Source organism: Neobacillus niacini (assembly GCF_031456445.1).
GTDB lineage: Bacteria > Bacillota > Bacilli > Bacillales > Cytobacillaceae > Neobacillus > Neobacillus niacini_I.
On record NZ_JAVDUQ010000002.1, the window covers coordinates 321,784 to 346,656 of the forward strand.

Consider the following 24,873-nt stretch of genomic DNA (forward strand, 5'->3'; position numbering starts at 1 on the left):
TCGTCTAATAAGTAAAAGGGGGGACTGATTTGAAGATTAAGCATGTAATCTTCATATTTGTTTTTGCTTTAAATTTGGCTGCTTGTTCTAATGGTGAAAATCCAAAAGAACACTTGGGTGAAATTTACAGTATTGCATTAGAAGAGATAATGAAAAAAGATGATGCATTAAGTAGTGATCTAGAGTATATAGCTGTTGATATGAGTAATTTTGATGAACTAAAAGAAAAAGATAAGAAAGAAATTTTAAGGTATCTCAAGGAAAAGTATAAAGTGAGTGTAATGGATGCCTCATTAGATCAACTAGAAGAAAAGGGTTTGTTTAATACAGATACAATTGGGCTAGAAAAAGGAGTACTATTAAAAATTGAAAATATTAAATACAAACTCTTTAACAAAGTATTTTTTGAAGGTTCCAAGTATCGTTCTGCGAAAGGAGCTATTGGTGTAGAGGGTACCATCCATTTCAAAGAAGGAAAATGGCAAGTCGAAGAGTCAGAAGAGACTTGGATTAGTTAAATTTTTTGTTGTATCTTTAATTCAAAAACCAGCTAAAAACACTCGGTCTTATTCCAGAAAAGGGCGTCTTTCGGGAATAGGGAAAAGCAACGTTCGTGGAGAAGTATCTAAATAAAGTGATACAACATTAGGGTAGGTTTTGGAATATAGGATACGAACTTAAAATAAAAATCGGATTGATAGTCATAGATCAATAAAAAAGACCCTTAAAGGGTCTCTTGGCGTAATATCACACAATTTTATCCTTTATAAAATTAATCTTTAAGCTGGCGAAGAATGTCATTCACCGGATGAACTATCCAAGATGGGTGCAGTTTAGCGGAAGAAGGATTTCGTAATAAAAAGTAGATTGTACAAAAAATGATAGAAACAATTCTGATAAATTGTAAAATAGGTATAGTGGTGTCTCTATGTCTATTTTTTTAACTCAAAAACAAGCCCGTGAGTTATTTAATATAATATGAAAGATATTTAATCTTATGAGCAGTAACTTTGTCTATCGAAAAATAATTACTATCCTTATGTCAAAAATGCATAAAAGATGAAGTTACTCTTGCACAAGTACCCGCATACTATTCTTCTTTAATTGGTCGGGTTAAATATCAAGAATCTTACGGTCTTTCCGTTCATCAAAGTGCTGCCATTGTTCTAGCACGACGAGCTATGGGATTCAAAGAAAAAATTCCGGCACAGGTGATGTCAGTCCTTTTTGCTAGTGAAGTGGCCGGTTCTCCCTATGCTTCATTTAAACAAACACCATTCTATCGTTATTTTTAATAATTATAGAATGGTGTTTTTCATGTACAGCCAGTAGCTGAATCACCTGAATTAGGTTTGGATACTTGGTTATTAAATGCCAAAACACAATGGGTCCACAAATACCTCTAAAAAAGTCCCTTAGCTTAATGGCCTTTTACGGGATTCTGTCTATATCTTTTGTACTATACGCCTAGTGCATAAGGCGATTACAAATTATAACATTTGATGAGCAGGCAAATGACGTATCAAATATTATACTAGGATTGTGTCTTACCATTTAAGGTTAGCGCAGCCGGTGATTGGCTAGTGGTATTATTCCATTTTGCCAGTACCGGTTTTTTGTTGCATAATAATAGTAATAGTAGACTCTAGAAGATAAAGGAAGGGATCGGTTTGAAAAAGATAGACTCTATTTCTGCGCGAGAACAATTAACGAGTGTTTATCTTTATTCTGTTTCTTTCCTTGGTTTGATTACGATGATCATGTCCCTCTTTAAAAGTAAAATGCCTTCTGATCCTATTATCCTTCTCTTGTTCATTTTGTTTATGGGGATTACCGAGTACTTTCCTATCCGTATTGGGAGAGGAGGCATTACCCTTAGCCTTGCGCTTATTTATCCCATTAATGAGATGTTTGGCATCCATATAACGGTTGTGGCTTGTGTAAGTGCGATGTTATCCACCCATTTGCTGCGCCGTTTACCGATGCAAAGGACTGTATATAATTGTTCTCAACTTGCTCTTAGTATCTTTTTAGCGGATTGGGTTTCCGACGAATGCCTTTCTTTGATAATGACGGGACTGAACCTGCCTGTTTTATATGAGGCAGTCATCAGCTTGTTTTTATTCAGCGTATTTTTTTGCCTTTTCAATGGTTTTTTTTACGATCTTTTAATGGTGCTTCTTCCCCAGCCCTATTTACTGGAACAGTGGTACCAAAAAAATATACTGGTTTTTCTGAGTGCCAGTCTTTGTATACTCTACTCCTCTCTCATCGAAATCATCACTCACCAGTATCGCGGGGAGATGGATGGAATACTCGTTCTGTTCTTCTTTTTTCCGCTTATAGCCATCTGTATCATTAGTTCATTCTCTAGACAAATACGGATTGAAAAAGAACGATTATATAACCTTTTTTCGATTACGACGGAGTTAAGTCAAGGACTGTCTTCGAGAAACTTACATCAGATGAAACAATCTCTGAAAGGATTCTTGGGAATCCAGGCCTATGCTTTATGGGCAAAAGATGAGGGAAACTGGAATCTGCTGCTAACGGATGGTAAAGTTCATGCGGCTTCTTCCGATTTTTCTGATCTGCAAAAAGAATTTAACACGATATCCGAAACGGTTGTTGTGGCTGATTGGAAGCCGGGTATGTCACCGGGGGATGGAGTGTTTGATGATGTCATCCGTTCCCTTGTCTATTTACCCCTTAAAGTCAATCATGAATTGGTTGGAATGTTTGTTGCAGGCAAGAGCAGGGGGGCGAGTTTTATTACCGAAGATATACAGTCCTTATCTACGTTTGCCAATCAATTGGGCAGCTTGCTTAAAACGCGGTCTCTCGTCTCCGAACAGGAAAAACGAATCATTCTGGAAGAAAGAAACCGGCTAGCCCGTGAGATCCATGATGGAATTGCACAAGTATTAGCCGGTGTCATATTTCAGCTGGAATCCGCTCTGAGGCAGTCCGCGGATCAATCAGGAAACATGGAGCAAGCGGTAGACAAAAGTATAAAAAAATTACGGAAGAGTTTAGGCGAAGTTCGCTATTCTATCTATGCTTTAAAGCCTTATCCTACCCAAAGGCTAGGGCTAAAACAAGCAATTGCAAATAAAATTCAATCGATAAAACAAGAAAATGATCTAGCGATTAAATATCATGAAAGGGGCCGTTCTCGAACACTCAGTTTTACAAAAGAACGAGTCATCTTCGATACTTTACAGGAAAGCTTGCAGAATATTATAAAGCATGCACAAGCGGACGAAGTTAGCATTCTCCTAAGCTATCAAAGTGAACATGTGCTTTTAAAAGTGAAAGACAACGGGGTTGGCTTTTCCCTTTTTGAATCCATGATTAAAACAAAGCATGAGCCTCATTATGGCATTTTGCATATGAATGAACAAGCTGAAAAGTTAGGTGCAACCCTTCAGATTGATAGTTCAGCAGGAAAAGGTACTGAAATTACATTATTATTTCCAGATTCAGAAACAAAGGAGGGATATCATGATTCAAGTATTATTAGTAGATGATCATACAGTTTTACGTGATGGAATTCGGAGTATACTGGATCTCGAAACTGACATCCGAGTTGCAGGAGAAGCCGTTTCCGGGGATGAGGTATTGGAGAAAGTAGAGGAGTGTAGACCTGATTGTATTTTGATGGACATCAATCTCCCTGGGAAAAATGGAATTGAGGTTACGTCACTCGTGAAAAGTCAATATCCGAATTGCCGCGTTCTTGTGTTGACGATGTATGAAGATGATGAATACTTAATGGAAGCACTGCGGGCTGGTGCAGATGGCTATTTATTGAAGGATTCATCATCTGAACAAGTGGTGGAGGCCATTCGAATGGTATCACAAGGAGATTCTATTATTCATCCTCGTATGACCAAAAAGCTAATTACATATCATCACCAGCAAACGAAATCAGAATCAAATGAAAATATGCTGACAGAGCGTGAAAAAGAAATACTGTTTGAATTGGTCAAAGGTCTCAGCAATAAAGAAATCGCTGAAGCCTTATTTATCAGTGATAAGACCGTCAAAATTCACATCAACAAGATTTTCAAAAAGCTAAATGTGAAAAGCCGATCACAAGCAGTCATTTATGCCGTTCGAAATCACCTTGTTCCGTTTTCTTAAAGAACTATCTTGCGCCTACATAAGGTGCGGATAGTTCTTTTGTTTTATGTTGGTATAGAACCAATAACAGCAAAATTTACTTCCTATGTTTAATTTTCAGAAAAGTGGAAATGTGGGATGATAAGAGTCGAAACATAGTTTACTAGTTTCATACATTCATTTGTAAATGGCTTGTGTGTAAAAACAATTATATTGGACAAGGGGATGCGGTATGAAGAGAAAAACGAAAAGGAAGATCCTTACAGGAACATTAGCTGTTGGCATGTTACTATCTCAAGGTACTCCATATAACGTATTGGCGAAAAGCACCTATGAGCTGAATCCAGCTGATCATGCAGAAGAAATTCTAAAGAGCTTGTCTTCAGAACAAAGAAAGGCGCTAGAGCAATTGGATGCCAAACCAAGCTTTACGATTTCTCCGGATATTAATACGAATAGTCCGGAATTAGTCAAAGTCATCGTGGAATTTGAACAGGCGCCGGTGAAAATTGAAGTAATGAAGCAAGCAGCGAAAGGAAAGAAACTATCTTCTTCTGCTGCTAATGAAAAAGTAAAAGAATCTCACAAAGCTTTTAAAGAACATGTGCAATCATTGAAATCACAGAAAAACGTGAGCAAATACAAAGCAGAAGATGTAAACATCACAAGAGAGTATACCAACGCCATCAACGGTGTAGCGATGACGCTGCCTGGCGTGGCAGTGCAGGATTTGCTACAATCTGGAGTCGTTAAACGTATTTTTAAAGATTACGAGGTAAAAGTGGAACCGCCGGTAAAAACGAAAGAAGCCATCGATCCGAAAATGGCAGACAGTATTCCGCAAATTGGCGTGGACAAGCTTCATGCCGAGAACATTACCGGTAAGGGCATTAAAGTCGGTGTTCTTGATACAGGTGTTGACTACAATCATCCAGACTTAAAAGATGCTTATAAAGGCGGATATGATTTTATTGATAATGATGCCGATCCAATGGAAACGACATACGAGGACTGGATAAAAGCTGGTAAGCCAACATCTCTAGGCTACGTGTATTACACAAATCATGGTACACATGTGGCAGGAACAATTGCAGCTCAAAAGAAAAACAATGTCGATTATGCTGTGAAAGGGGTAGCACCTGAAGTAGATTTATATGCTTATAGAGTATTAGGCCCTTGGGGTGGAGGAAATACAGCGGGAATCCTTGCTGGAATCGATAAGGCGATTGCAGATGGCATGGATGTCATCAATATGTCGCTCGGCGCCCAGACGAATGATCCTTTATACGCCACTTCTGTAGCTGTGAATAATGCTATGCTTTCAGGCTTGGTGGCCGTCGTTGCCGCGGGCAACTCCGGACCGAACGAAAAAACTCTTGGCTCTCCAGGAACGGCAGCTCTCGGCATTTCAGTAGGGGCAAGCGATGTTTCCATGACCATTCCGACATTTAATGGAAGCGTTTCCGCCGAGAGATTTGAAAATATGCAGCTTCTAGGTAAAGATTTTTCTGATAAGTTAGAAGATTTACAAGGACAATCTTTACCAATAGTATTTGCGGGACTTGGTAAACCAGCTGATTTTACAGGGAAAGATGTCAGCGGGAAACTTGCATTGATTGAGCGTGGGGAAATTACGTTTGATGAAAAAATCAAAAATGCTAAAAACGCTGGGGCTAAAGCAGTGATCGTCTACAACAATGTTGACGGGCAAATACCTGCCTACTTGGGCGAGGCTGTCGGCTTAATTCCGTCTTTCCGCCTATCAAAAGCAGATGGTGAACGGTTAAAGGGGCTAGGTGAAGTATCTTTCAAATTCGAAACGCTGAGCAATACAAAAACGGAAGGTGATCACTTAGCTGATTTCAGTTCACGTGGGCCTGTAAACGGAAATTATGATATCAAACCGGATGTAGTTGCTCCTGGTGTATCAATTTTCTCAACTGCACCGGAATATATCAATGATCCGCAGGATGGCATTAATTACAGCAATGCATATGTACGCCTATCAGGAACATCCATGGCGACTCCTCACGTGACAGGTACAGCAGCATTAATTTTGCAGGAGCATCCAGATTACACTCCTTTCGATGTGAAAGCAGCTCTTATGAACACATCTGATGATTTGAATGGGAAATATTCCGTATACGAAGTGGGTTCAGGGCGCATCGACGCGTATCAAGCTGTTCATACGGATACATCCATCAAAGTATGGGACAAAACAAAAAATATTGAGAACGGAAATGTTGTCGAAATTGACGAACAAACAGGCTCTATTATGTTCGGCAGACATTTTAAGCAAGATGATAAACCAATTGAAGCGAGCACAAAAGTGACGGTTCAAAACAACGGCAAAGAAGAAAAATCCTTTAAAGTAGAAGTGGAGTATCACGGCGAGCGTACGGGTATTCAAGATGCAGTGAAGAACGGTGTACAAGTTGATGTGCCTGCATCCATTACAGTAGCAAGCGGAAAATCACAGGAGTTGCAGCCTAAAATTACGATTCCTTCTAGTGCAGCGAAAGGTAGATACGAGGGGTATATTCATGTGACCAATGCGAACAATCCAGCCGAAACGTATCAAATTCCATTCGCTGTCATGGTGACGGAAAAGGGATTTGAATATATAAAAACGACTTCACCATCCGTAACAAATACGACACCTTACTGGCAATATTTAAATCCTGCGGTCCACGGAATAATGAAGTTGAATAGCCCAATGAAAACAATCGATGTGCTTGTTAAGGACAGTAAAACAGGAAAAGCTGTAGGTTTTATAGGAACAGCGAACACTAGTAAATTACAGACAGACGTACAAACTTATCTTATAGGAGCATTCAGCGGTACTGTCTATCCATTTACAAATGATCCTTCCAAGCCGATTGGCGATATTCCTGTGAAGCTTCCAGCAGGTGATTATATATTGGAAATGATTGCGCACGATGAGGAAGGGAAATCATATGTTGCAGATAATCCGCTTATCGTGGACAATACAGCACCGGAAGTAAATATGGATAAAAAACCGGGCGTGATTGAGATCAATGACTCTATGTTTACGGAAGAGGATGGCCAAAAAGCGGTATGGCTGCATGGAACAGCAAAGGATGCGACAGTGGATCTATTAAAATCAAAAGGCTTAAGCTATGATCAATCTTCCAACACAATGGGTTACTCTGCAAACTCTCCGTTCATAGATGGATACTTCCTGATCCAAGCGAATGGAGATGTAAAATTCGGAATTGAGGCAAGTGATATTGCAAAAGGACCTTTAAATTTGGTTTTGACTACGTTTGATTTGGCAACGGCAATGGAAAAACAACACTATTTCTTCGTAAAAGAAGGAACGGAATATACGACTTCTAGTTACGATAAGAAAGATGTGAAAGTTGACGATACAGTTACGATGACACTCAGCCTCAATAATGTAAAACAGCTTGTATCTGGGGAATTCCAAGTCGAATACATGAACGATCTGTTCAAGTTTGAGAATGTGAAACTGAACAATGCGGCAAACGAGTACGCGAAGGAAAAAGGCTTAGAGGTATCGCTGCAAGAACCTGTCGTGACAGAAGGAACTTACAATAATACGGTGAAAGTTGGCGCATCTATGAAAGGGAATGCATTCAGTGGTATGGATGGAGATATGCCTTTCCTTGATGTAACGTTCAAAGTAGTAAGTGATGCATATTTCGATAATGTGATCAGATTTGATGTCAAGCAGGGGTCTTATATGAAAGCGGGACAAACAGCAGTTACTGCCATCCCTTTTTACAACACGGAAAATTTTAACCTTATTCTAACGCATTCGAGTGTGCAGGGTTATATCGGACCGCAAGCATTTTTGATGGGGCCTGAAGGTGCTCAATATTTGAGAAAAGCGGATTATACAAAAATCGGTGCCCAAGTATATGTGATGTCCCCAAGCGGTAAAAAATATAAGGGAACAATTGATAATAATGGATACTACAAGATTAATGGTATCCCAGCTTCTACTGAAGCACACACAGTTGTTATTGATGTTCCGGGACATCTAAAAGCGATGAAGAAATTCATTCCTGGATATTCTGTAGACGGTGAGATGCGCGGGCAATATGTTAGAATAAATGCTAAAAGTCTTGCGGGAGACGTGAATGACGACAGCATGATTGATATTCTCGATATTCAAAGTATAGCAGAGGCCTATGGTACGAATGATCCATCGATCGTGCCGCAAGATCTCAATCAAGACGGCGTGGTGGACAAAACAGATATTCGCTTCGTCGAGAAAAACTTCTTAACGAAGGGACCGGATGCACCTGCTAAAAAGCAGCCAAAAGAATCACTCGGCAATGGCAAGAAAGATTTGGCATATTTCCTGCGTCTTGTCGGTCTTGAGCCGAAACAATAACAGGGGATGTTGTTCAAAAAGGGAGGAATGCAAAGCATTGCTCCCTTTTACCTAGTTGCCCCTCCAAACATTTTTGAGAATTTCTCCAGTGATTTATTAACATATGGTGTGTTATCAATGGGTTGATCTACATTATATGTAGATGGTACGTAGATTTTCACAATGTCATTCTCAAATTATACTCAATGAAGAGGAAGAGCATATTTTATGATGGTTGTTCCATCGACATTATATGAAACACAAAATACGGTAAGTAAATCCCTATTATACTCATTTTTATTTCAAAAATTGGGTAAAACAAATCCATTATTTTATTTTATGTAAATATCTATAGATAGTCGCTTCTGATACATCTAGATATTTTGCAACCTCACTTACCCCGCCTTTTAGTAAAAAAGCTCCCTTTTCATTGAGTTTTTTTACCACATCTATTTTTTCCTGTGGGGACATCCGCTCTGCTGGAATGTCATACTCTGCTAAAACCCCTTTAATAAGAGATAAGAGAAGTTCCTCAATATTTTCTTCAAAATTCTCAAAAAGATGTGCATCAAAGGTAGGCTTTGATGACTCGACAGGATCATTTTTGGGCTTGTCAATCATGATGAATTGATCCAAAATGTTTCGAGCGTTTAAAACATCGGAAATATCCATGTTAACACAAATCATGCCAATGATTTTGTTCGTTTCATCTTTAATAAAATAGCTCGAAGAACGGAGTGTCTTATTCTTTTTTGAGCTACTTTTATAATTGCTGATATAATCTCGATCTTTATAGCTTTCTTCTTTTATTATTTTCAAAGCAAGATCCGTAATGGGACTATTAATCTTTCTTCCGCTAACATGTCCATTCACTATTTCAATAATAGAATGATCAGGGTTCGTTACATCGTGTAAAACAACCTCACAATTTTCCCCCATTATGTCAGCAATAAAATGCACCATTGGAATATACTGTTTCAGCTTTTCGACATTTGTCACTACCATCATTCATCGCACCTTCAATTTCCATTTGTCATTTTTAGTTTAGCAAAGATTTTTTAAATTTCAACTAGATGTTTTTCTGAAATTTCAGTTGTTGTAATAATAATTATACATTATAATAAAATTAAATCATTACAATAATTTTTTATTACAGGGGGAAATGCAATGAAAAACACTATTTCAACGAACAATGCACCAGGTGCCATTGGACCTTATTCTCAAGCTGTAAAAATGGGAGACTTGCTTTTTGTATCGGGACAACTTCCGATTCACCCAAGTACAAATGAAATGCCGGAATCCGTTGCAGAACAAACGAAGCAATCATTAGAAAATGTAAAAGCCATTCTAGAAGCTGCTGGAAGCGATTTACAACATGTCGTGAAAACAACTGTTTTTTTACAAGATATGAATACGTTTACGCAAATGAATGAAGTATATCAATCGCACTTTACTGGAAATTATCCTGCTAGAAGTGCAGTGGAGATTAGCCGCTTACCTAAGGACGCTTTAGTGGAAATCGAAGTCATTGCATGTGTACGAAATATTAATTAGTAGATTCAAATGATTCTATTAAAATAACGACCTTGCAAGGTGGTGAGATAGCATTTTATTTAACCATTTATGTAAGCCCTTTCGCCTATTTTTTCTACTTAATCATCTATTTTAGGAGGGACTTAATATTGACGAATCAAAATAAAAACACAAAAAAATGGTTTACGCTTGGTGTATTAATATTGGGTGGTGGAACAGTTTTTAAACTCCCGTGGTTAAAAGATGCCTTCTATATCCCGATGATGCAGTATTTTCATTTAACCCATACACAAATTGGTGTAACGCTATCTGTTTATGCTTTTATTCAGACATTCGGTTATCTGATTTCCATGTATGTTGCCGATCGCTTTTCTAAGAAAAAATTAATGCCAATTGCCTTAATTGGGGTTGGAGCAACAGGCTTCTACTTAACCACATTTCCAAGTTATTATGAAATATTAGTCATTTGGGGGCTCTTTGCTTTATTTGCAGAAATCGCTTTTTGGCCCGTCTTAGTCAAAACGGTAAGATTGCTGGGGGATTCAGATGAGCAAGGGAGAATGTTTGGCTTTCTGGAAGCAGGAAGAGGAATCGTCGATACGGTTGTAGCGTTTTCAGCGCTGGGAATCTTTGAATGGCTTGGACAAGGTGCTGCGGGTTTAAGAGGCGCTATCATCTTCTTTTCAATCACTATGATTGTGAGCGCTATTATTTTATATATCCTTCTTGAAGATGATGTCATTACGAAGGTAGATGAGAAAGGCCAAAAAGTCAGCAAAAATAAGGCCGCGCTGGAAGGGGCTTTAAAAGCGATCAAAATGCCGGAAATATGGGTAGTGGCCTTCACGATTTTTTCGGTCTATTCTGTTTATATTGGTTTGACATACTTTATTCCTTTCTTAAAAGACATTTATGGCATTCCTGTCGCTTTAGTTGGAGTATATGGGATCATTAATCAGTATTGTTTGAAAATGGTGGGTGGTCCGATTGGCGGATTTCTTGCGGATAAGAAGTTTAAATCCCCATCTAAATATTTGCGGGTGGCATTTGCGGCATCCATTATTGGCATGATTATCTTTATTATGCTGCCGCATCAGCATCTGAATGTATATATTGGCATCATCTTTACACTGGCATACGGCGCCATCATCTTTACACAAAGAGCAGTATTTTTTGCGCCAATAGATGAAGTCGGGGTCCCTAAAGAAATAAGTGGTGCAGCGGTTTCCATTGCCTGCCTTGTAGGCTATGCACCTTCCATGTTCGCGTTTACGCTTTATGGAAGCATGCTGGACCGATCCCCGGGGATAACCGGATATCGGCATGTCTTTTTGACCATGCTTGGGTTTGCGGTAATAGGGTTCATTATTAGCAGTTATTTGGTGAAAATGGTAAATAAGAAAAAAGCACTCCAACAAAATTTGGAGTCAAATCAAATCAATGCCTAATTTGTTTTCGAAACATAAATTGAGATAAGGATGTGTACAAAATGAAAATTGGCTTAGAAACAGAAAGTTTTCACTTGCAGTTTATAACAGGGCGAATGGATATCTTCAGTTTTATCAGAAAAACAGCTGAATTAGGATTAGACGGTGTCATGATCAATATAGTTCCATGGCCAGGGCTGCCGGGATGGGGAACGTTGGAATCATTTGAACCGGAATACTTGGAAAGAGTAAAAAAAGAAATTCAAAAGTATGGATTTTTCGCTGAAATCGATACAAATGGAACTGATCCGGAACATCTAACAGCGGTCATTGAGGCTGCCCATCGAATTGGCGCGGATGTAGTTCGTACATATGCCTGCATGGGAGAGTACGACCCGGAAAGATTAAGAAGGGCGCCTGAGGATATTAAACAAATCGTGCCGCTGTTGAAGAAATATCGAATCAAGCTTGCCGTGGAAAATCATGAGGAAGAACTAGCGGATGAAGTGATTCACATTATTAAAGAGATTAATAGCCCTTGGGTCGGTGCACATTGTGATCTTGGGAACGGAATGATGGCATGGGAGGACCCGGTGGAAGCTGTAAGAAAATTAGCCCCATATGCCTTTACAACTCATTTTAAAGATCATATTATCGTCCATGATGGTGAAGATTACAGGGTATGTGGCGTACCTGCTGGGACAGGCAATATCGATTTGGAAGAAAGTTTTAAAATATTGGTTGAGAATTCAATGTTAACTAGAATCAATGTTGAAATGTGCTTCCCGTATGCCATCCATTTTAAGAGAGAACTTGGTACAGGCGGAGTCTTTGCAGTAGGCGAAGGAGCATTTAAGGTGGTACAACCTCCTTATGATTTAAATGTAATTAAACCATTGGATTACTATTATCCGCCAGAAGAACTTCTAGAACAAATGATTGAGGATCAAGAAAAAGGTGCTGAGCAATCGGTTAGGTATGCACTTGCATTAAGGGATAAATACTGCCGCTAAATAAAAAACAGGGAGAGGTTCTTTCGGGAATCTCTCTATTTCTTTTGCAGAAGGGCTTTTCAACATATCAGCTCCCCAACAGCTTCATAAAACCTTTCACTAATCCCAATTATTAATAAACTATGAACAAAGTTTTAAAGAGTATGTAAGAAATCCCCTATTGTGTTGATTAGCATTTAAATTGGTATACACTTGAAGTAAGTAGTTTTTCATGTAGGAGATGAATCATATTGAAAATACTAGTGATCGAGGATAATAAAAGTGTATGCACCATGATTGAAATGTTTTTTGCCAAAGAAGGGATTCAAGGCGAATTTGTCAATAATGGTCTAGAGGGTTATAACCATTTTAAAAGTGAGACATGGGATGCACTCATTGTCGATTGGATGCTGCCGGGAATGGACGGGGTTACCATCTGCCGGAAAATAAGAGAAGAAAAACATTCGGTGCCCATTATTATGCTAACAGCAAAAGACAGTGAGTCCGATCAAGTGCTTGGTCTCGAAATGGGTGCCGATGATTATGTGACAAAGCCGTTCAGCCCGCTCACGCTAATGGCAAGAATTAAAGCGGTAACACGGAGATTTCAGAACCAGGTAACGGAGCCCCAAGAGGAATATTTCCAGACCAATCATTTTAAAATAAGCAAAAATACCCGGGAGGTCATTGTAGACGGGGAGCAAATTACGAATTTAACGCCAAAAGAATTTGATTTGTTATATTATATGATCGAGCATCCAAAGCAAGTTTTTTCAAGAGAACAGCTGTTGGAAAGAGTCTGGGGCTACCAGTTTTATGGGGATGAGAGGACCGTTGATGTTCACATCAAAAGGCTGCGGAAAAAAGTAGAAATGATAGGAAAACCTTTCTTCCACACTGTATGGGGAGTTGGATATAAGTTCGATGAGTCGATTAAAACGGATGAAATTTAGGTATGCTTATCAGCAATTTTTTAGCCATATTAGCATTATCATTGTTGCTTTTTTAGTCTTAAGTCTATTGTTTGCCCATTATGTTGAAAATTTAGTTTTCGAAAATAAGGCGGATGAACTGATTTCATATGGCAAGGCCATTCTATCCGATATTGACCGTAACCCAGAGGCATCAGGTCAAATTATTAATAAATACAGCTCTGTCCTAGAAAAAAGAAAAATAACCTTTAGTATGTTTGATCAAAGTTTTAACCTTTATACTGTCGGAAAACGCGGGCCGACCATCAGGAATTTAGACCCTGATCAATTAAAGGAAATCGCTAAAGGTCATACCCTTGTGGTAAATGCCGATTATAAAACGTTTGATACAGAAGGTGTAACCTTTGTCGTGAAACCGTATTTAAATGACGGCCGATTTTACGGTGGAATTCTTATCGCATCACCTATTAGTGGAACAAGTGCGATGATTGATAAGGTCAATCAGTTTTTACTCTACACCATTCTCATAGCACTAGGGGTTTCCTTTTTGCTCAGCTATCTTTTATCAAGATTACATGTAAATCGAATTAAAAGACTGCAAGAAGCGACATCTCTTGTATCGGCAGGAAATTACCATGTGAATGTACCAGCTTCCAACTTTGACGAAATCGGTGAATTGGCCAGTGATTTCAATCATATGGTCAATAAAATCAATCGTTCCATGGAAGAAATTGAAAGCTTAGAAAATCGAAGAAGGCAGTTTATGTCCGATGTTTCCCATGAATTGCGAACGCCATTAACGACCATCAGCGGAGTAATTGAAGGACTCAAAAACAATATGATTCCTGAGGAAGATAAGGAAAAAGGAATTAACCTTGTTAGTCAGGAAGCGAAACGATTGATTCGTCTCGTCAATGAAAACTTGGATTATGATAAAATTCGCTCGAATCAAATTCAGCTGTTCCGGGAAGATATACAGCTCCAGGAAGTGCTTGAAATTATTCAAGAGCAATTATATTTGCAGGCGGAAGAGAAAAATAATCAAATTGTTGTGGAGGCAGACCCGGATGTGCATGTAAATGCCGATTATGACCGCCTCATCCAAATTTTGATTAATATCACTAAGAATAGTATCCAATTCACAACAAATGGAACCATTTGGCTGAGAGGCAGGACGGAACAGAACGATACAATGATCGAAATTGAAGATACAGGTGTTGGAATTGACCCGAAGGAAGTCGAGAATATTTGGCATCGCTTTTATAAAGCGGATATCTCCAGAACCAGTAATCCATACGGTGAGTTTGGCTTAGGTCTTTCGATTGTTAAACAATTAATTGTTTTCCATAATGGGGAAATTGATGTTTTTAGTGAAAAGGGTAAAGGAACAAAGTTTGTCATTCGCTTTAAAAATGAAAAAAAAGCTGCGGAGTGAACTCGCAGTTTTTTTAATACCATAAAAAAGCATTATATTCATATTTTTTCTTGTTTTATTACAAAACCATTTAAAGTTTGTTAATAGTTTTGTCATATTTGTTGGATAAAGTAAGAATAAATAAATGATTCAATAATAAGCAAAAGGAGATCGAAAGCTTATGAATTATAAAGACGATTTTAACCATGAAAATGAGCAAAACGAAACCAATGCATTTGACCTTACCGTGCCGGCAAGTTCTCAAAACGAATCGGACGCTGGGAAAACAAATTTTGACCAACCCAATACTCATGATTTTGGCCGAGCATCCTATGAGACTCAAAATACACAAGACGCGAATAACAGAGAATATACTGGCGCCTCTCACGTTATGGAAGCAACCCGTTCCAATGAAAACCCGAAAAGCAGTAAAAAAAGAAATTTAAAAGGCTTTGCATCCACCTTAGCGGCTGGGGTAATCGGATCTGTATTAACCTTAACGATTCTTCCGCATACAGACTATATGAAAAATTATTTTGAGAATGCGGATAATCAATCAGCACCAACGGAAGTAAAACCAGTGACAGCACAGCCAACAGTGGCAAAAGCAAAAACTTCAGATTCGTCCATTGCGGATACCGTTGAAAAGGTATCAAAGGCGATTGTTGGAATTGTCAACTATCAGAAACAGCAAAGCTATGATTTCTTTGGCAACTCTAACTCTAATTCTGAATCTAATTCTTCACAAAGTGTCGAAAGCGGCTCGGGATCCGGCGTAATTTTCCAAAAAAATAAGGATTATGCCTATATCGTAACCAATAACCACGTTGTCGAAGGGGCTTCAAAACTCGAAATCTCTTTATATAATGGAGAAAAAACAAAGGCTGAGGTCGTTGGCACAGATGCTTTAACGGACTTAGCAGTTCTTAAAATTGATGCAAAATATGTGAATGGAACGGCAAGTTTTGGGGACTCTTCCTCACTAAGACCTGGTGACCAAGTCTATGCTATCGGTAACCCGTTAGGACTTAACCTATCAAGAACAGTAACACAGGGGATTGTCAGTGCAACCAATCGCAGTATTTCTGTTGATACTTCTGCAGGGAACTGGGATACAAATGTTATTCAGACCGATGCAGCCATTAACCCGGGAAACAGCGGTGGTGCGCTGATTAATTCACAAGGACAGGTAATCGGAATTAACAGTCTTAAGATTTCCGAAAACGGCGTTGAAGGCTTAGGCTTTGCGATTCCAAGTAATGATGCCATTCCAATTGTGAATCAATTAATCAAAAATGGAAAGATTGAGCGTCCATACATCGGCATTGGTCTTGAAGATTTAGATCAAATTCCGCAAATCTATTGGCAAAACCTTCCTAGCAATATTCAAAAAGGGGTAATGATTACCCAAGTGGATTCACAATCGGCTGCTGCTAGTTCAGGACTAGAAGTGAAGGATGTCATTGTTTCCATGAATGGCACGAAAATCGGTTCCTCTTCCGAATTACGTAAATATTTATATACGAAAGTGAATGTAGGAGATACTGTTAAGTTTGGGGTATACCGAAATGGTAAGCTCAAAACGATCGATGTAAAGCTATCTAAATAAGTCTGCATGTTTTGTTGCAAAATAAGACCTAAAGAATCACGTCAGAGGTGATGAGATGAATCGGGTCGGAAAATATGCGAGCGGAAAGAATGTAGAAGATACAGTGCTATTAAAAATGGTTCTCGAGCTTCCGGAGAAGGATAAAATGTTAATGTGGTCTGAGGGATACATCGATGTTGTCATTGAACAATTACCGAATTATGGACGGGATATTTTGGTCAACCGCAAAGAGAAGTGGGAAGATACCGTTGCTTATTATCAGAATCAGCTAAAAGAGATTCTTTCAAAGGAAGATGTAAAAATGAAAATGAAGAGCGAACGTAAAGAGTTCGCTCTTTTTGTTATGAAGCAGTATAAAGAATTTCAATCCTTGCTGTTTTTGAGCTATGACGGAAATTTAAAGGATGTTGATTTAAGGAAATATGTTTACAGGCGAAGATATGGTGCACATAGAGGTTATCTAAAATAACCTTTCTTAAGTAAATCGAAGCTTTAATAAAATGGCTGTGTTAAAGGACAATGTTGATTTTTGAAAAACGTTGATTGGAGCGGAAGGTGCGAGACTCCTGCGGGAGCAGCGGGACAGGTGAGACCCCACAGGCGCTTAAGCGCTGAGGAGGCTCACCGCCCGCCCCGCGGAAAGCGAGCATCCTGGAGCGGAAATCAACAACTAAGTTTAACAGAGCTAATAAAATAAGAAATTAATTGCGTTTTTATTTGGCGGTCATCACTTCCCACTTTAAGAATATGCTATAGGTGATCCAAGAGCCGTTTTCGCTGACGGCTCTATTTTATTTGGTCAATATATGAATTAGAATTTCATTAAATTCCATCCTTTCGAATAAGACTTTTTTCTTTAACATATATGTTAGTAAAAAGAGCTTTGGACAAGGATGGATTGCATGGTAAAAAAAATGGTGGTTATTGGATTCGGGAGTACATTAATTGGCGTCGGTCTAAACGGTTTTATTATTCCATTCCATTTAATTAATGGCGGATTTTTAGGAATTAGTCTGATTATAAATTATTTATGGGGATTAAAAGCCGGTTTAACTTTTATCTTCCTCAATTTTCCTGTATACATGTTTGCCTTTAAATCCGATCCGCTTTATTTTATGAACGGTATTATTGGAGCCATCATCTCGGGATTGATGATTGAATTACTGAAACCGTTAAAAGATACCTTCCATCTACCGATTATGAGCAGTGTGATTATTGGCGCAGTGATGATTGGAATTGGAGTCGGAGTCATGTTAAGAAATCATATTAGCCCAGGGGGAATGGATTTACTGGCCTTGCTTTTGGCGAAATGGTCAAAAATCAATGTGGGTGTAATTATCTATGCGATGGATACAGTTATCATATTTGCTGCCCTGTTTTTGCTCCAGGACGCAAAACTGTTTTATTCATTGCTCATTGTATCGATTGTCGGGTTGCTCGCAAGTCTGATTACATCCTTACGTGGTGTGCAAGTGTATATCAATTAATCCTAGTAATTTTTTTGTCACGGTTTTTTCACTTTTTTTTCAGAAAAGCTTGCTATGATAATAGTAAAAGGAGTGAAAAAAGTGAAGATTTTACTTGCCGAAGACGATGTCCGGCTTGGTAAGCTTATTAGTCATATGCTAGAAAAGGAATTTTATCTTGTTGACTGGGTAAGGAATGGCAAGGATGCCTATGACCAATCCGTATTTGTCGGATACGATGTGATTATTTTGGACTGGATGCTGCCAAAAGAGGACGGACTTTCTGTTTGTAAACGACTTCGTGAAAAAAGGATTTGCAGCGGTATTTTGTTCGTGACGGCAAAAGATGCAAATGAAAATATCGTTTCCGGTTTAGATGCGGGTGCTGATGATTATATTGTAAAGCCGTTTGAATTTAATGAACTGCTGGCACGAATTCGGGCCATCAGCCGCCGAAAAGAAAAACCACTTGAAGAAGTGGTTGCACTCCATGATTATACACTCAATCTTCATACACATGAATTTAAGCGTCAAAATTTCATAATTGAATTAACAAGAAAAGAATACCAGCTGCTTGAACTTCTCATGCGCAACCAAAATCAGATTATGACAAGGGAGGTTCTGTTTGAAAAGCTTTGGGGCTATGATGGAGAGGTCTCCGATAATGCATTGGATGCGTTAGTTAAATTGGTTCGCAAGAAGATTGATGTTCCCGGTAGTCCTTCCTTGATTCAAAACGTCAGAGGAATCGGCTACAAAGTGAGAACGATGTATGTTTAAACAAGTCAAATCGAAGCTGACTTTTCTTTATACCATTTCTTTGCTTTGTGTACTCATCCTATTTATTGGACTCCTTTATTTTTTTATTTCACATGAAATTAATCAAAAACAGCTCGATGAAATAGACGGATATTTTAACAAAGAAAAAATGGACTTTATCGAAGATCTTTACGAAAAAAAACATCATGATGTGGAATATGATCCAAATCGGTCTATCTTCTATTATGTTTGCAACCAAGAAAATACCATTATTTATGGGAAGGAAACGGTTCGAAATCTTTTCGGCCATATCGAGTTAACGGAGGAAAACTCTTTTATTAAAAAAATCGATTGGGGGAAGAACCATTTTCTTATCGTCAAAAAACCTCTTACTGCGAATGGAGCCACACACGGATTTGTTATTCTAGGAACGGAAATTACTGGTGAAAAACATTTAATTCAAAATATTACTTGGACGCTAATTGGAATGACCATGCTGTTTAGTCTGCTATTTGCCTTTCTTGGATACTACTTTGCGGGACAAGCAATGAAACCAATTAAAAGGGCATTTTTGAAACAAGAAAAGTTTGTCTCGGATGCCTCTCATGAGCTAAGAACCCCCTTAAGTATTTTTTATAGTTCCATTGACTTGTTACAAAGAGAGGAAAAATTAAGCGCATATGGGCAGGAGGTTCTCAAAGATGCAAAGGTTGAAGCGGAACTGATGAACAAATTAATCCATAACCTGCTGTTTTTAGCAAGAAGTGATCAAAAGGAACTGCCATTGAAAATGAAAAGGGTGAATTTTTCAGAACTATTAAAGAACCTTTGTAAAAGATTCTCACGGAGAGAAGGCTTGTCTATTGACTTTATTGTGGATATTCAAAAAGGTATATCCTTAAGATGTGATGAAATAAAAATGCAGGAACTGGTCTATATATTGCTGGATAATGCTTTTCGCTATACAGGAGAAGGAATGATTGCGGTTCGCTTAAATACTGAAGGAGGAAAAATAATTCTCATGATAGAAGATACAGGGTGTGGAATTTCTGAAACCCATCTACCACATATATTCGATCGGTTTTATCAGGCTGATGGATCTCGGGAAAAGGGTGGAACAGGGTTAGGGCTTTCGATTGCAAAAACGATTGTTATCCTCCATGGCGGGCAAATTATTGTAGACAGTAAAGAAGGGGAAGGCAGCAAATTTACGGTTATTTTTAATGAAGAAAAATGAACGGCAGCATGGCGGCTGCCGTTTATTTGTATACTGTTTTCCGTTCATTTTGCCGATGAATTCGATTTGCATCTAAGTAGCGGATTCCACTTAAGATTATGATTAGCAAGCTTCCACAAGCATAAATCATTAAGGCCCAAGGTTCCCGTGAATCGGTCCCAATCGCGAGGCCATGAAAAACTATAAGCAGCCAAGCGGGAAGTACGGCCAGATGGAGCTTTTTCCATCTTTTGATTCCTAATTTCTTGATTAAGAAGTCAGAGGAGCCGATCACAAGTAAAAATAGATAAAAAGATAGAGTGCCCAGTCCCGAATCCAGCGGTTCGTTTTTAGCGGTAAAAGGGATGAACAGTTCTTGAAACCTATAGGGAACATATTGATCTTGCCATAGTAAACCCATGTGAAAGATAATCGTCAAAAGACCATACCAGCCGCTTGTTTGATGAAGATTTTGCAATAATGCTTTATTTTTTTTAAAACTTGAGAGTGTACTGCATAATCCAAATGATAAAGAAAGGGTCAATAGGAAATAAGCGACAAATCCTGAGCTGCGGATGAATGTCCATGTATTTAAGTATTCAGCCATGTTTATCATATTCTCCTTTTCTACATCATGATTTTTCCGTCTTGTCGAACGAGAAGGACAGAAAAGTTCTTCGTGAACATTTTTAATTGCTTCTCTATGGAAGGTTTTTCTGTCATAAAGCAAAGTTTCGCTGCCACCTCTGCATTCAAGCAATTTTCAGTGGTAACGGTTGCTTGGATAATATTGCTTTCAACTGGTTCTCCTGTTTTTCCATTTAGAATATGATGTTTTTTGGTCTCGTTCTGCTTCCAGCTGCGGTAAATGGTATTCGAAGTAGCAATGCTGCCATTTTTCAGCCGATATTGAAAAATTTCCTTGTCTTCATGGATCGGGTGGGCAACTCCGATTCTCCACTCCTTACATCCGTTTGACCATACGGTGATATCACCGCCGCCATCGACCATTCCTGCTGCTGCTTCACCTATATGTTTTAGCCAATTTGCTGCAGCTTGAACGGCATAGCCTTTGCCAATCCCGCCAAGGTCGACTTGCCCCTTTCCCTTACGGATAATGGTGCTCTCGTCAGCCGAAAATTCGAACGGAGAATCCTTTAGTCTTACCACGGAAGGGATGGGGGTATTTTCCAACTGGTCTGTTATAAACGGGAACGATTGCTGGTATCCGTGGAACTCCATCTGTTGTAATAAATAAGGTGAGAAAAAACCATCCGTCCTTTGCCTATACGTTTCAGCCCATGATAGGACATCGAAAAGAGGGGAAGTTAAGGTTAATTTTTCACCTATTTTCAAATGATTAACATGATCAAGTTCATTGCCCCTCCGAAAGCGCGACCATTCTTGTTCAACATAACGGACCCATCCCTGGATTACTTTTTTCCAATTGTTTATTTTGCAGTTTGTAACAGCGATATAGAAAGAAGTGTTCATTGCTTCGATCGTTAATGTATCCAGGTCATTATGATCTTCTTGTTTTGCGATCACTTTTCTCTCTCCCCATGGCTGCTTCCACTCCATTGATTGAGTAATTGGACCAATCGAGTTGAACCAAGTTCTTTTCTTCTTTATTCATTGATAAGGTTTCAGTGTGGATGCTTTCATTTGATTGATTCGTTCCGATTTGACCGATAACAAATGCGGAAAAGGCTGTACTTGTCAGTCCGAGCATCCATTTCGCTTTTTTTGATTTTGCCAATTAATTCACCCTCTTAATTGATTGATTGGAAAATTAATAATGATTTTTTGTTATCCCATAAAACTCGATAGCCAAAGGCGTTTGCTCCTACAGAGACAGGAATATAAAGGCTATTTTCATAGGCAACTGCCTTAGTGGGCATAGGAGTTTTTAGTTTATTTTCAAAGGCAGCATTTGAACCTGAGCGTACAACTAACTCCAAGTCCGCTTTTGTTAATTTTGCTATTTTACTTTGTGGGTAATAAGTTCTTTCTGCACCCAATACAGTGGCAAGTGCATCGATAGAAGCTAGCAACTGTCCATCCTGTGGGATAAGGTATACCCGCATTTCTTTTGTATCCGATAACACTTTTACTTCGGATGGTGCAGTGATTGGTAATGCATTATTTGGATCGTTCCGCGGTTCGCGGGACCAAATATTCCAATATTCGTTTTGTTGTTCTGCATTGAATGGAGTTTGCTGTTCATTTTCCCATTCTTCATCATCTTCATCATCATCAGATTTTAGATTGTACTCATACTTTTCATCGTGGTCATGTTCGTCATCGTCATCTGCCATTGCACTTGTCCCGATCATAAATAGCAAGAGTAAAGTGAATAATGAAATGAGATATTTTTTACCTTTTTTAGTCATACTTTCATCCTCCTTTGTCCTGTTATAATTAAGTTTAGACCTGCTTTCTGAAAAGAAACTGAAAACAAAAGGGGGATGGGCGAAAATTTTATTTGTTGGCGACATTTGCTAAAATAAATCTATGAAACCAATTCCAGATTATTTAAAAGAAAATTTAACGATTTTATTTGTTGGATTTAATCCAAGTATTCGATCTAGTGAAGTGGGGCACCATTATGCAAATCCCAATAACCGCTTTTGGAAGATTCTTTTTGAGGCGAGGGTGACACCAAGAAAATATGAAGCTTCAGAGGATGGAGATTTATTAGATATGGGTTATGGGTTCACCAATATTGTGGCCAGGCCCACAAAGGCGGCCGATGAAATTACTAGAGAAGAATATCGAGTGGGTAGAGAAATTTTAAAACAAAAGATTGAACGGTTTAAACCAAAAGTGGTTTGCTTTGTAGGGAAAGGCGTATATCACGAATACAGCGGCCGAAAAACGGCTCCATGGGGAGTCCAAACGGAGTCCGTAGTAGAAGGGACGATTGACTTTGTCGCACCATCTTCAAGCGGCCTTGTTCGAATGAAGATGGAAGAGATTGTTGAAATATACCGGCAGGTAACTAAATTAGTTGAAAGGTAAAAACATCGACGGGAGTTCCATCGATGTTTTACTGTTTTAAGATCGATATTTTTTTTGATAATGCGAAAGGGCGATTAATGGGAAAATATAGCGGTAGCTGTGATAGTGGATATAAAAAGCACCAGCCATACCTTGCCCTTTAGGGTAGTCTGTTGTCCAATCATCTTTTTCAATTGAGGCAAGAAGGTAGGTAATGCCTCTATTAATCTCTTTGGTTGGACGGTCAGATGCCGTGATTAATGCATCGAGAGCCCAAGCGGTGTGCGTCAAAGTACTCGCCCGAAGTGGGACAAAGGTTTCTTTATTATCGCTGTGACAGGATTCCCCCCAGCCGCCATCGTGATTTTGGATGCTTTTCAGCCAATTGACCGCCTTAATGACAGCTTGTTCAGATGAATGGACTCCGACGGATAGCATGCCTGTGATGGCTGCCCATGTCCCATAAAGATAGCAAATTCCCCATCTTCCATACCAGGACCCATTCTTTTCCTGATTTTTCAACAGCCATTTAACCCCTTTTTTCACATCTTCATGATTACGTGATAGATTCGTATAATTTCCGAAAAATTCAAGGGTCCGGCCCGTAAGATCTGCACAGGTAGGATCTATTAATATATATTTGCCTTTTTCAATCGGTAAGAACTCAATGAGCTTCGAATTCACATTTTTTTCAAATGCCGCCCAGCCGCCATCATCATTTTGCATAGAAAACAGCCAGTTAATCCCGCGGTCCCAAGCGTTAAGGTGAGAGGGCGCAATCCTTGACAGTGAGCGAAGCGAGGCAGTGGTATCATCAACATCCGGGAGAATATGGTTCACATGGGAAAAACCCCAGCCCCCCGGTAAACTATTTTGATTATGAATCACCCAATCACCGAATTTATGATGCTGTCTTTCTAATAAATAATGGTTTGCCTTCACAATCATTGGGTCATCGGGTAAGATACCGGAGCCTTGCAGCGCATATCCAATTAACGAGGTATTCCAGACATTGGCAGTTGTGTATTGCATATGGGGCAATCCCTTTATCTCACACTGCATCGACTTAATTCCATTTACCGCATTGATAATAATCGGGTCTGTCTTTTTATATCCCAGTGAAAGGAGGGCGAAAATCATTAAAAAAGTGCTGCTATAATAGCTGTAAAACGTACCATCCGGCTCAATTCGGTCCAGCATATATTTTTTGGCCCTTTCGATGGCTAACCTGTGCAGGTCGCCGGGAAGACCGAGTAAATTTTTCACCCCATCCTCAAGAAAGGAAAACAGCGACCGCATTTCGGAGGAACGAATCCATGGGGCGAGAGTAGTTCGGTCTACTTGCAATTCTGATAGATTTGGACTTTTTGCTGTTGTGATCGTGAATTTTTTATCAGCCAAAATCATCATGGGAGTAAGATTTGACCTGCCAAAAACGGAAAAAGAGTAAAAATTAACGGGAAAACTAAGCGGCAAAAGGATGATTTCAACCGGAATGGGAGAAAATTTCGGCCATTTGTACTGTCCGGTGATGGCTAACATCACTTTTGTATACATGCTGGCTTCTTCCAAACCGCCATTAGCCAAAATGAATCTTTTTGCAGCCCTCAACCTGGGATCATTTTTTTGATAATACCCTGAATACAGTAATGCGTAATAGGCCTCAATGGTTGCTGTCAGGTTCCCTTCGCCTTCATCGTAAAATATTTTCCAAGCTCCGTTTTTTTCCTGTCTGGATAAAATTCGCTGCGCAAGTCCTTGAATTAATTCTTCATCATGTAATTCCAATGTCCGTAATAAAATGATCATATAAGCATCTGTTGAAATTCCTGTTTCAAAGGGATAGTTCCATGAGCCGTCGGGAGATTGATCATTCTTTAGCTTGCCCACAATCCAGTCGATGCCCTTACTTGCAGTGATCATCCTATATTCTCATTCCTCTCCCAGTAATTGATTCTTATCTATACATATTCCCTTTAGGTAAGGAGAATTCGTAAGGGAGGTGCTGTGTCATATTTTTTCTGCGAAATCGTGAAA

At 39.0% G+C, this 24,873-nt stretch carries 21 protein-coding genes and 1 pseudogene; 15 read left to right on the forward strand and 7 right to left on the reverse strand.

Annotated elements, in window-relative coordinates; translation table 11 throughout:
• Positions 1-29 precede the first annotated feature (29 nt).
• Positions 30-518, forward strand: coding sequence for a peptide ABC transporter substrate-binding protein (locus J2Y67_RS04355; protein ID WP_310171044.1), 489 nt, complete (start codon positions 30-32; stop codon positions 516-518).
• A gap of 745 nt (positions 519-1,263) precedes the next feature.
• Here the strand turns inward: J2Y67_RS04355 and J2Y67_RS27900 are convergent.
• Positions 1,264-1,398: pseudogene (locus tag J2Y67_RS27900) on the reverse strand (DinB family protein); the annotation flags it as partial.
• 272 nt (positions 1,399-1,670) lie between these two features.
• On the opposite strand from J2Y67_RS27900, the gene J2Y67_RS04360 reads away from it, so the two are divergent.
• From J2Y67_RS04360 to J2Y67_RS04370, 3 genes are all read left to right on the forward strand, one after another.
• Entirely contained in the window at positions 1,671-3,530 is a 1,860-nt protein-coding gene (locus J2Y67_RS04360) for a GAF domain-containing sensor histidine kinase (protein ID WP_310171047.1), read from the forward strand.
• Positions 3,505-4,146 carry a response regulator transcription factor gene (locus tag J2Y67_RS04365; RefSeq protein WP_310171049.1) on the forward strand — a complete coding sequence of 214 codons (642 nt, stop codon included), beginning with the start codon at positions 3,505-3,507 and terminating at the stop codon, positions 4,144-4,146. Before J2Y67_RS04360 ends, J2Y67_RS04365 begins: the two co-directional genes overlap by 26 nt.
• 211 nt (positions 4,147-4,357) lie before the next feature.
• The gene (locus J2Y67_RS04370; RefSeq protein WP_310171051.1) at positions 4,358-8,509 is read left to right on the forward strand and encodes a S8 family serine peptidase; all 4,152 of its coding nucleotides are present in this window, start codon (positions 4,358-4,360) and stop codon (positions 8,507-8,509) included.
• 306 nt (positions 8,510-8,815) lie between these two features.
• On the opposite strand, the gene J2Y67_RS04375 is transcribed toward J2Y67_RS04370, so the two are convergent.
• Complete coding sequence (locus tag J2Y67_RS04375; protein WP_310171053.1) at positions 8,816-9,496, reverse strand: helix-turn-helix transcriptional regulator; 681 nt, start codon at positions 9,494-9,496, stop codon at positions 8,816-8,818.
• A gap of 159 nt (positions 9,497-9,655) precedes the next feature.
• On the opposite strand from J2Y67_RS04375, the gene J2Y67_RS04380 reads away from it, so the two are divergent.
• The 10 genes from J2Y67_RS04380 to J2Y67_RS04425 all read left to right on the forward strand — a co-directional run bounded on the left by J2Y67_RS04380 (position 9,656) and on the right by J2Y67_RS04425 (position 19,857).
• On the forward strand, positions 9,656-10,042 hold the full coding sequence (locus J2Y67_RS04380; protein ID WP_310171056.1) for a RidA family protein: 387 nt from the start codon (positions 9,656-9,658) through the stop codon (positions 10,040-10,042).
• A 128-nt stretch (positions 10,043-10,170) separates the two neighbouring features.
• A complete protein-coding gene (locus J2Y67_RS04385; protein WP_310171058.1) occupies positions 10,171-11,469 on the forward strand; it encodes an MFS transporter in 1,299 nt (432 codons plus the stop codon).
• A 41-nt stretch (positions 11,470-11,510) separates the two neighbouring features.
• A complete protein-coding gene (locus tag J2Y67_RS04390; RefSeq protein WP_310171060.1) occupies positions 11,511-12,461 on the forward strand; it encodes a sugar phosphate isomerase/epimerase family protein in 951 nt (316 codons plus the stop codon).
• Between the two features lie 230 nt (positions 12,462-12,691).
• Positions 12,692-13,393 (forward strand): response regulator transcription factor, encoded by a 702-nt coding sequence (locus J2Y67_RS04395; RefSeq protein ID WP_310171063.1) that lies wholly within the window; start codon positions 12,692-12,694, stop codon positions 13,391-13,393.
• Positions 13,383-14,807: a sensor histidine kinase gene (locus J2Y67_RS04400; protein WP_310171186.1), complete on the forward strand. Its 1,425-nt coding sequence runs from the start codon at positions 13,383-13,385 to the stop codon at positions 14,805-14,807. The genes J2Y67_RS04395 and J2Y67_RS04400 overlap by 11 nt, the downstream gene beginning before the upstream one ends.
• Before the next feature lie 160 nt (positions 14,808-14,967).
• The gene (locus J2Y67_RS04405) at positions 14,968-16,395 is read left to right on the forward strand and encodes a S1C family serine protease (protein ID WP_310171065.1); all 1,428 of its coding nucleotides are present in this window, start codon (positions 14,968-14,970) and stop codon (positions 16,393-16,395) included.
• A gap of 55 nt (positions 16,396-16,450) precedes the next feature.
• Positions 16,451-16,864 (forward strand): hypothetical protein, encoded by a 414-nt coding sequence (locus tag J2Y67_RS04410; protein WP_310171068.1) that lies wholly within the window; start codon positions 16,451-16,453, stop codon positions 16,862-16,864.
• A 433-nt stretch (positions 16,865-17,297) separates the two neighbouring features.
• Positions 17,298-17,882: a YitT family protein gene (locus tag J2Y67_RS04415; RefSeq protein WP_310171071.1), complete on the forward strand. Its 585-nt coding sequence runs from the start codon at positions 17,298-17,300 to the stop codon at positions 17,880-17,882.
• A gap of 81 nt (positions 17,883-17,963) precedes the next feature.
• Positions 17,964-18,641 (forward strand): response regulator transcription factor, encoded by a 678-nt coding sequence (locus J2Y67_RS04420; RefSeq protein WP_310171073.1) that lies wholly within the window; start codon positions 17,964-17,966, stop codon positions 18,639-18,641.
• Positions 18,634-19,857, forward strand: a complete 1,224-nt coding sequence (locus tag J2Y67_RS04425) for a sensor histidine kinase (RefSeq protein WP_310171075.1) — start codon at positions 18,634-18,636, stop codon at positions 19,855-19,857. Before J2Y67_RS04420 ends, J2Y67_RS04425 begins: the two co-directional genes overlap by 8 nt.
• Positions 19,858-19,879: 22 nt before the next feature.
• Here J2Y67_RS04425 and J2Y67_RS04430 read toward each other — a convergent pair whose 3' ends face one another.
• Genes J2Y67_RS04430 through J2Y67_RS04445 form a run of 4 tightly spaced genes read right to left on the reverse strand, consistent with a single transcriptional unit; the run spans position 19,880 to position 22,229 of the window.
• Positions 19,880-20,443 (reverse strand): ferric reductase-like transmembrane domain-containing protein, encoded by a 564-nt coding sequence (locus J2Y67_RS04430; protein ID WP_310171077.1) that lies wholly within the window; start codon positions 20,441-20,443, stop codon positions 19,880-19,882.
• 20 nt (positions 20,444-20,463) lie between these two features.
• Positions 20,464-21,384 (reverse strand): FAD:protein FMN transferase, encoded by a 921-nt coding sequence (locus J2Y67_RS04435; protein ID WP_310171080.1) that lies wholly within the window; start codon positions 21,382-21,384, stop codon positions 20,464-20,466.
• Complete coding sequence (locus tag J2Y67_RS04440) at positions 21,359-21,595, reverse strand: hypothetical protein (RefSeq protein WP_310171082.1); 237 nt, start codon at positions 21,593-21,595, stop codon at positions 21,359-21,361. Before J2Y67_RS04440 ends, J2Y67_RS04435 begins: the two co-directional genes overlap by 26 nt.
• Before the next feature lie 13 nt (positions 21,596-21,608).
• The gene (locus J2Y67_RS04445; protein WP_310171085.1) at positions 21,609-22,229 is read right to left on the reverse strand and encodes a copper amine oxidase N-terminal domain-containing protein; all 621 of its coding nucleotides are present in this window, start codon (positions 22,227-22,229) and stop codon (positions 21,609-21,611) included.
• A gap of 121 nt (positions 22,230-22,350) precedes the next feature.
• Between J2Y67_RS04445 and J2Y67_RS04450 the strand changes: the two genes are divergently transcribed.
• Positions 22,351-22,857: a mismatch-specific DNA-glycosylase gene (locus J2Y67_RS04450; protein WP_310171087.1), complete on the forward strand. Its 507-nt coding sequence runs from the start codon at positions 22,351-22,353 to the stop codon at positions 22,855-22,857.
• A gap of 36 nt (positions 22,858-22,893) precedes the next feature.
• Here J2Y67_RS04450 and shc read toward each other — a convergent pair whose 3' ends face one another.
• Entirely contained in the window at positions 22,894-24,759 is a 1,866-nt protein-coding gene (gene shc / locus J2Y67_RS04455; RefSeq protein WP_310171089.1) for a squalene--hopene cyclase, read from the reverse strand.
• Positions 24,760-24,873: the final 114 nt, after the last annotated feature.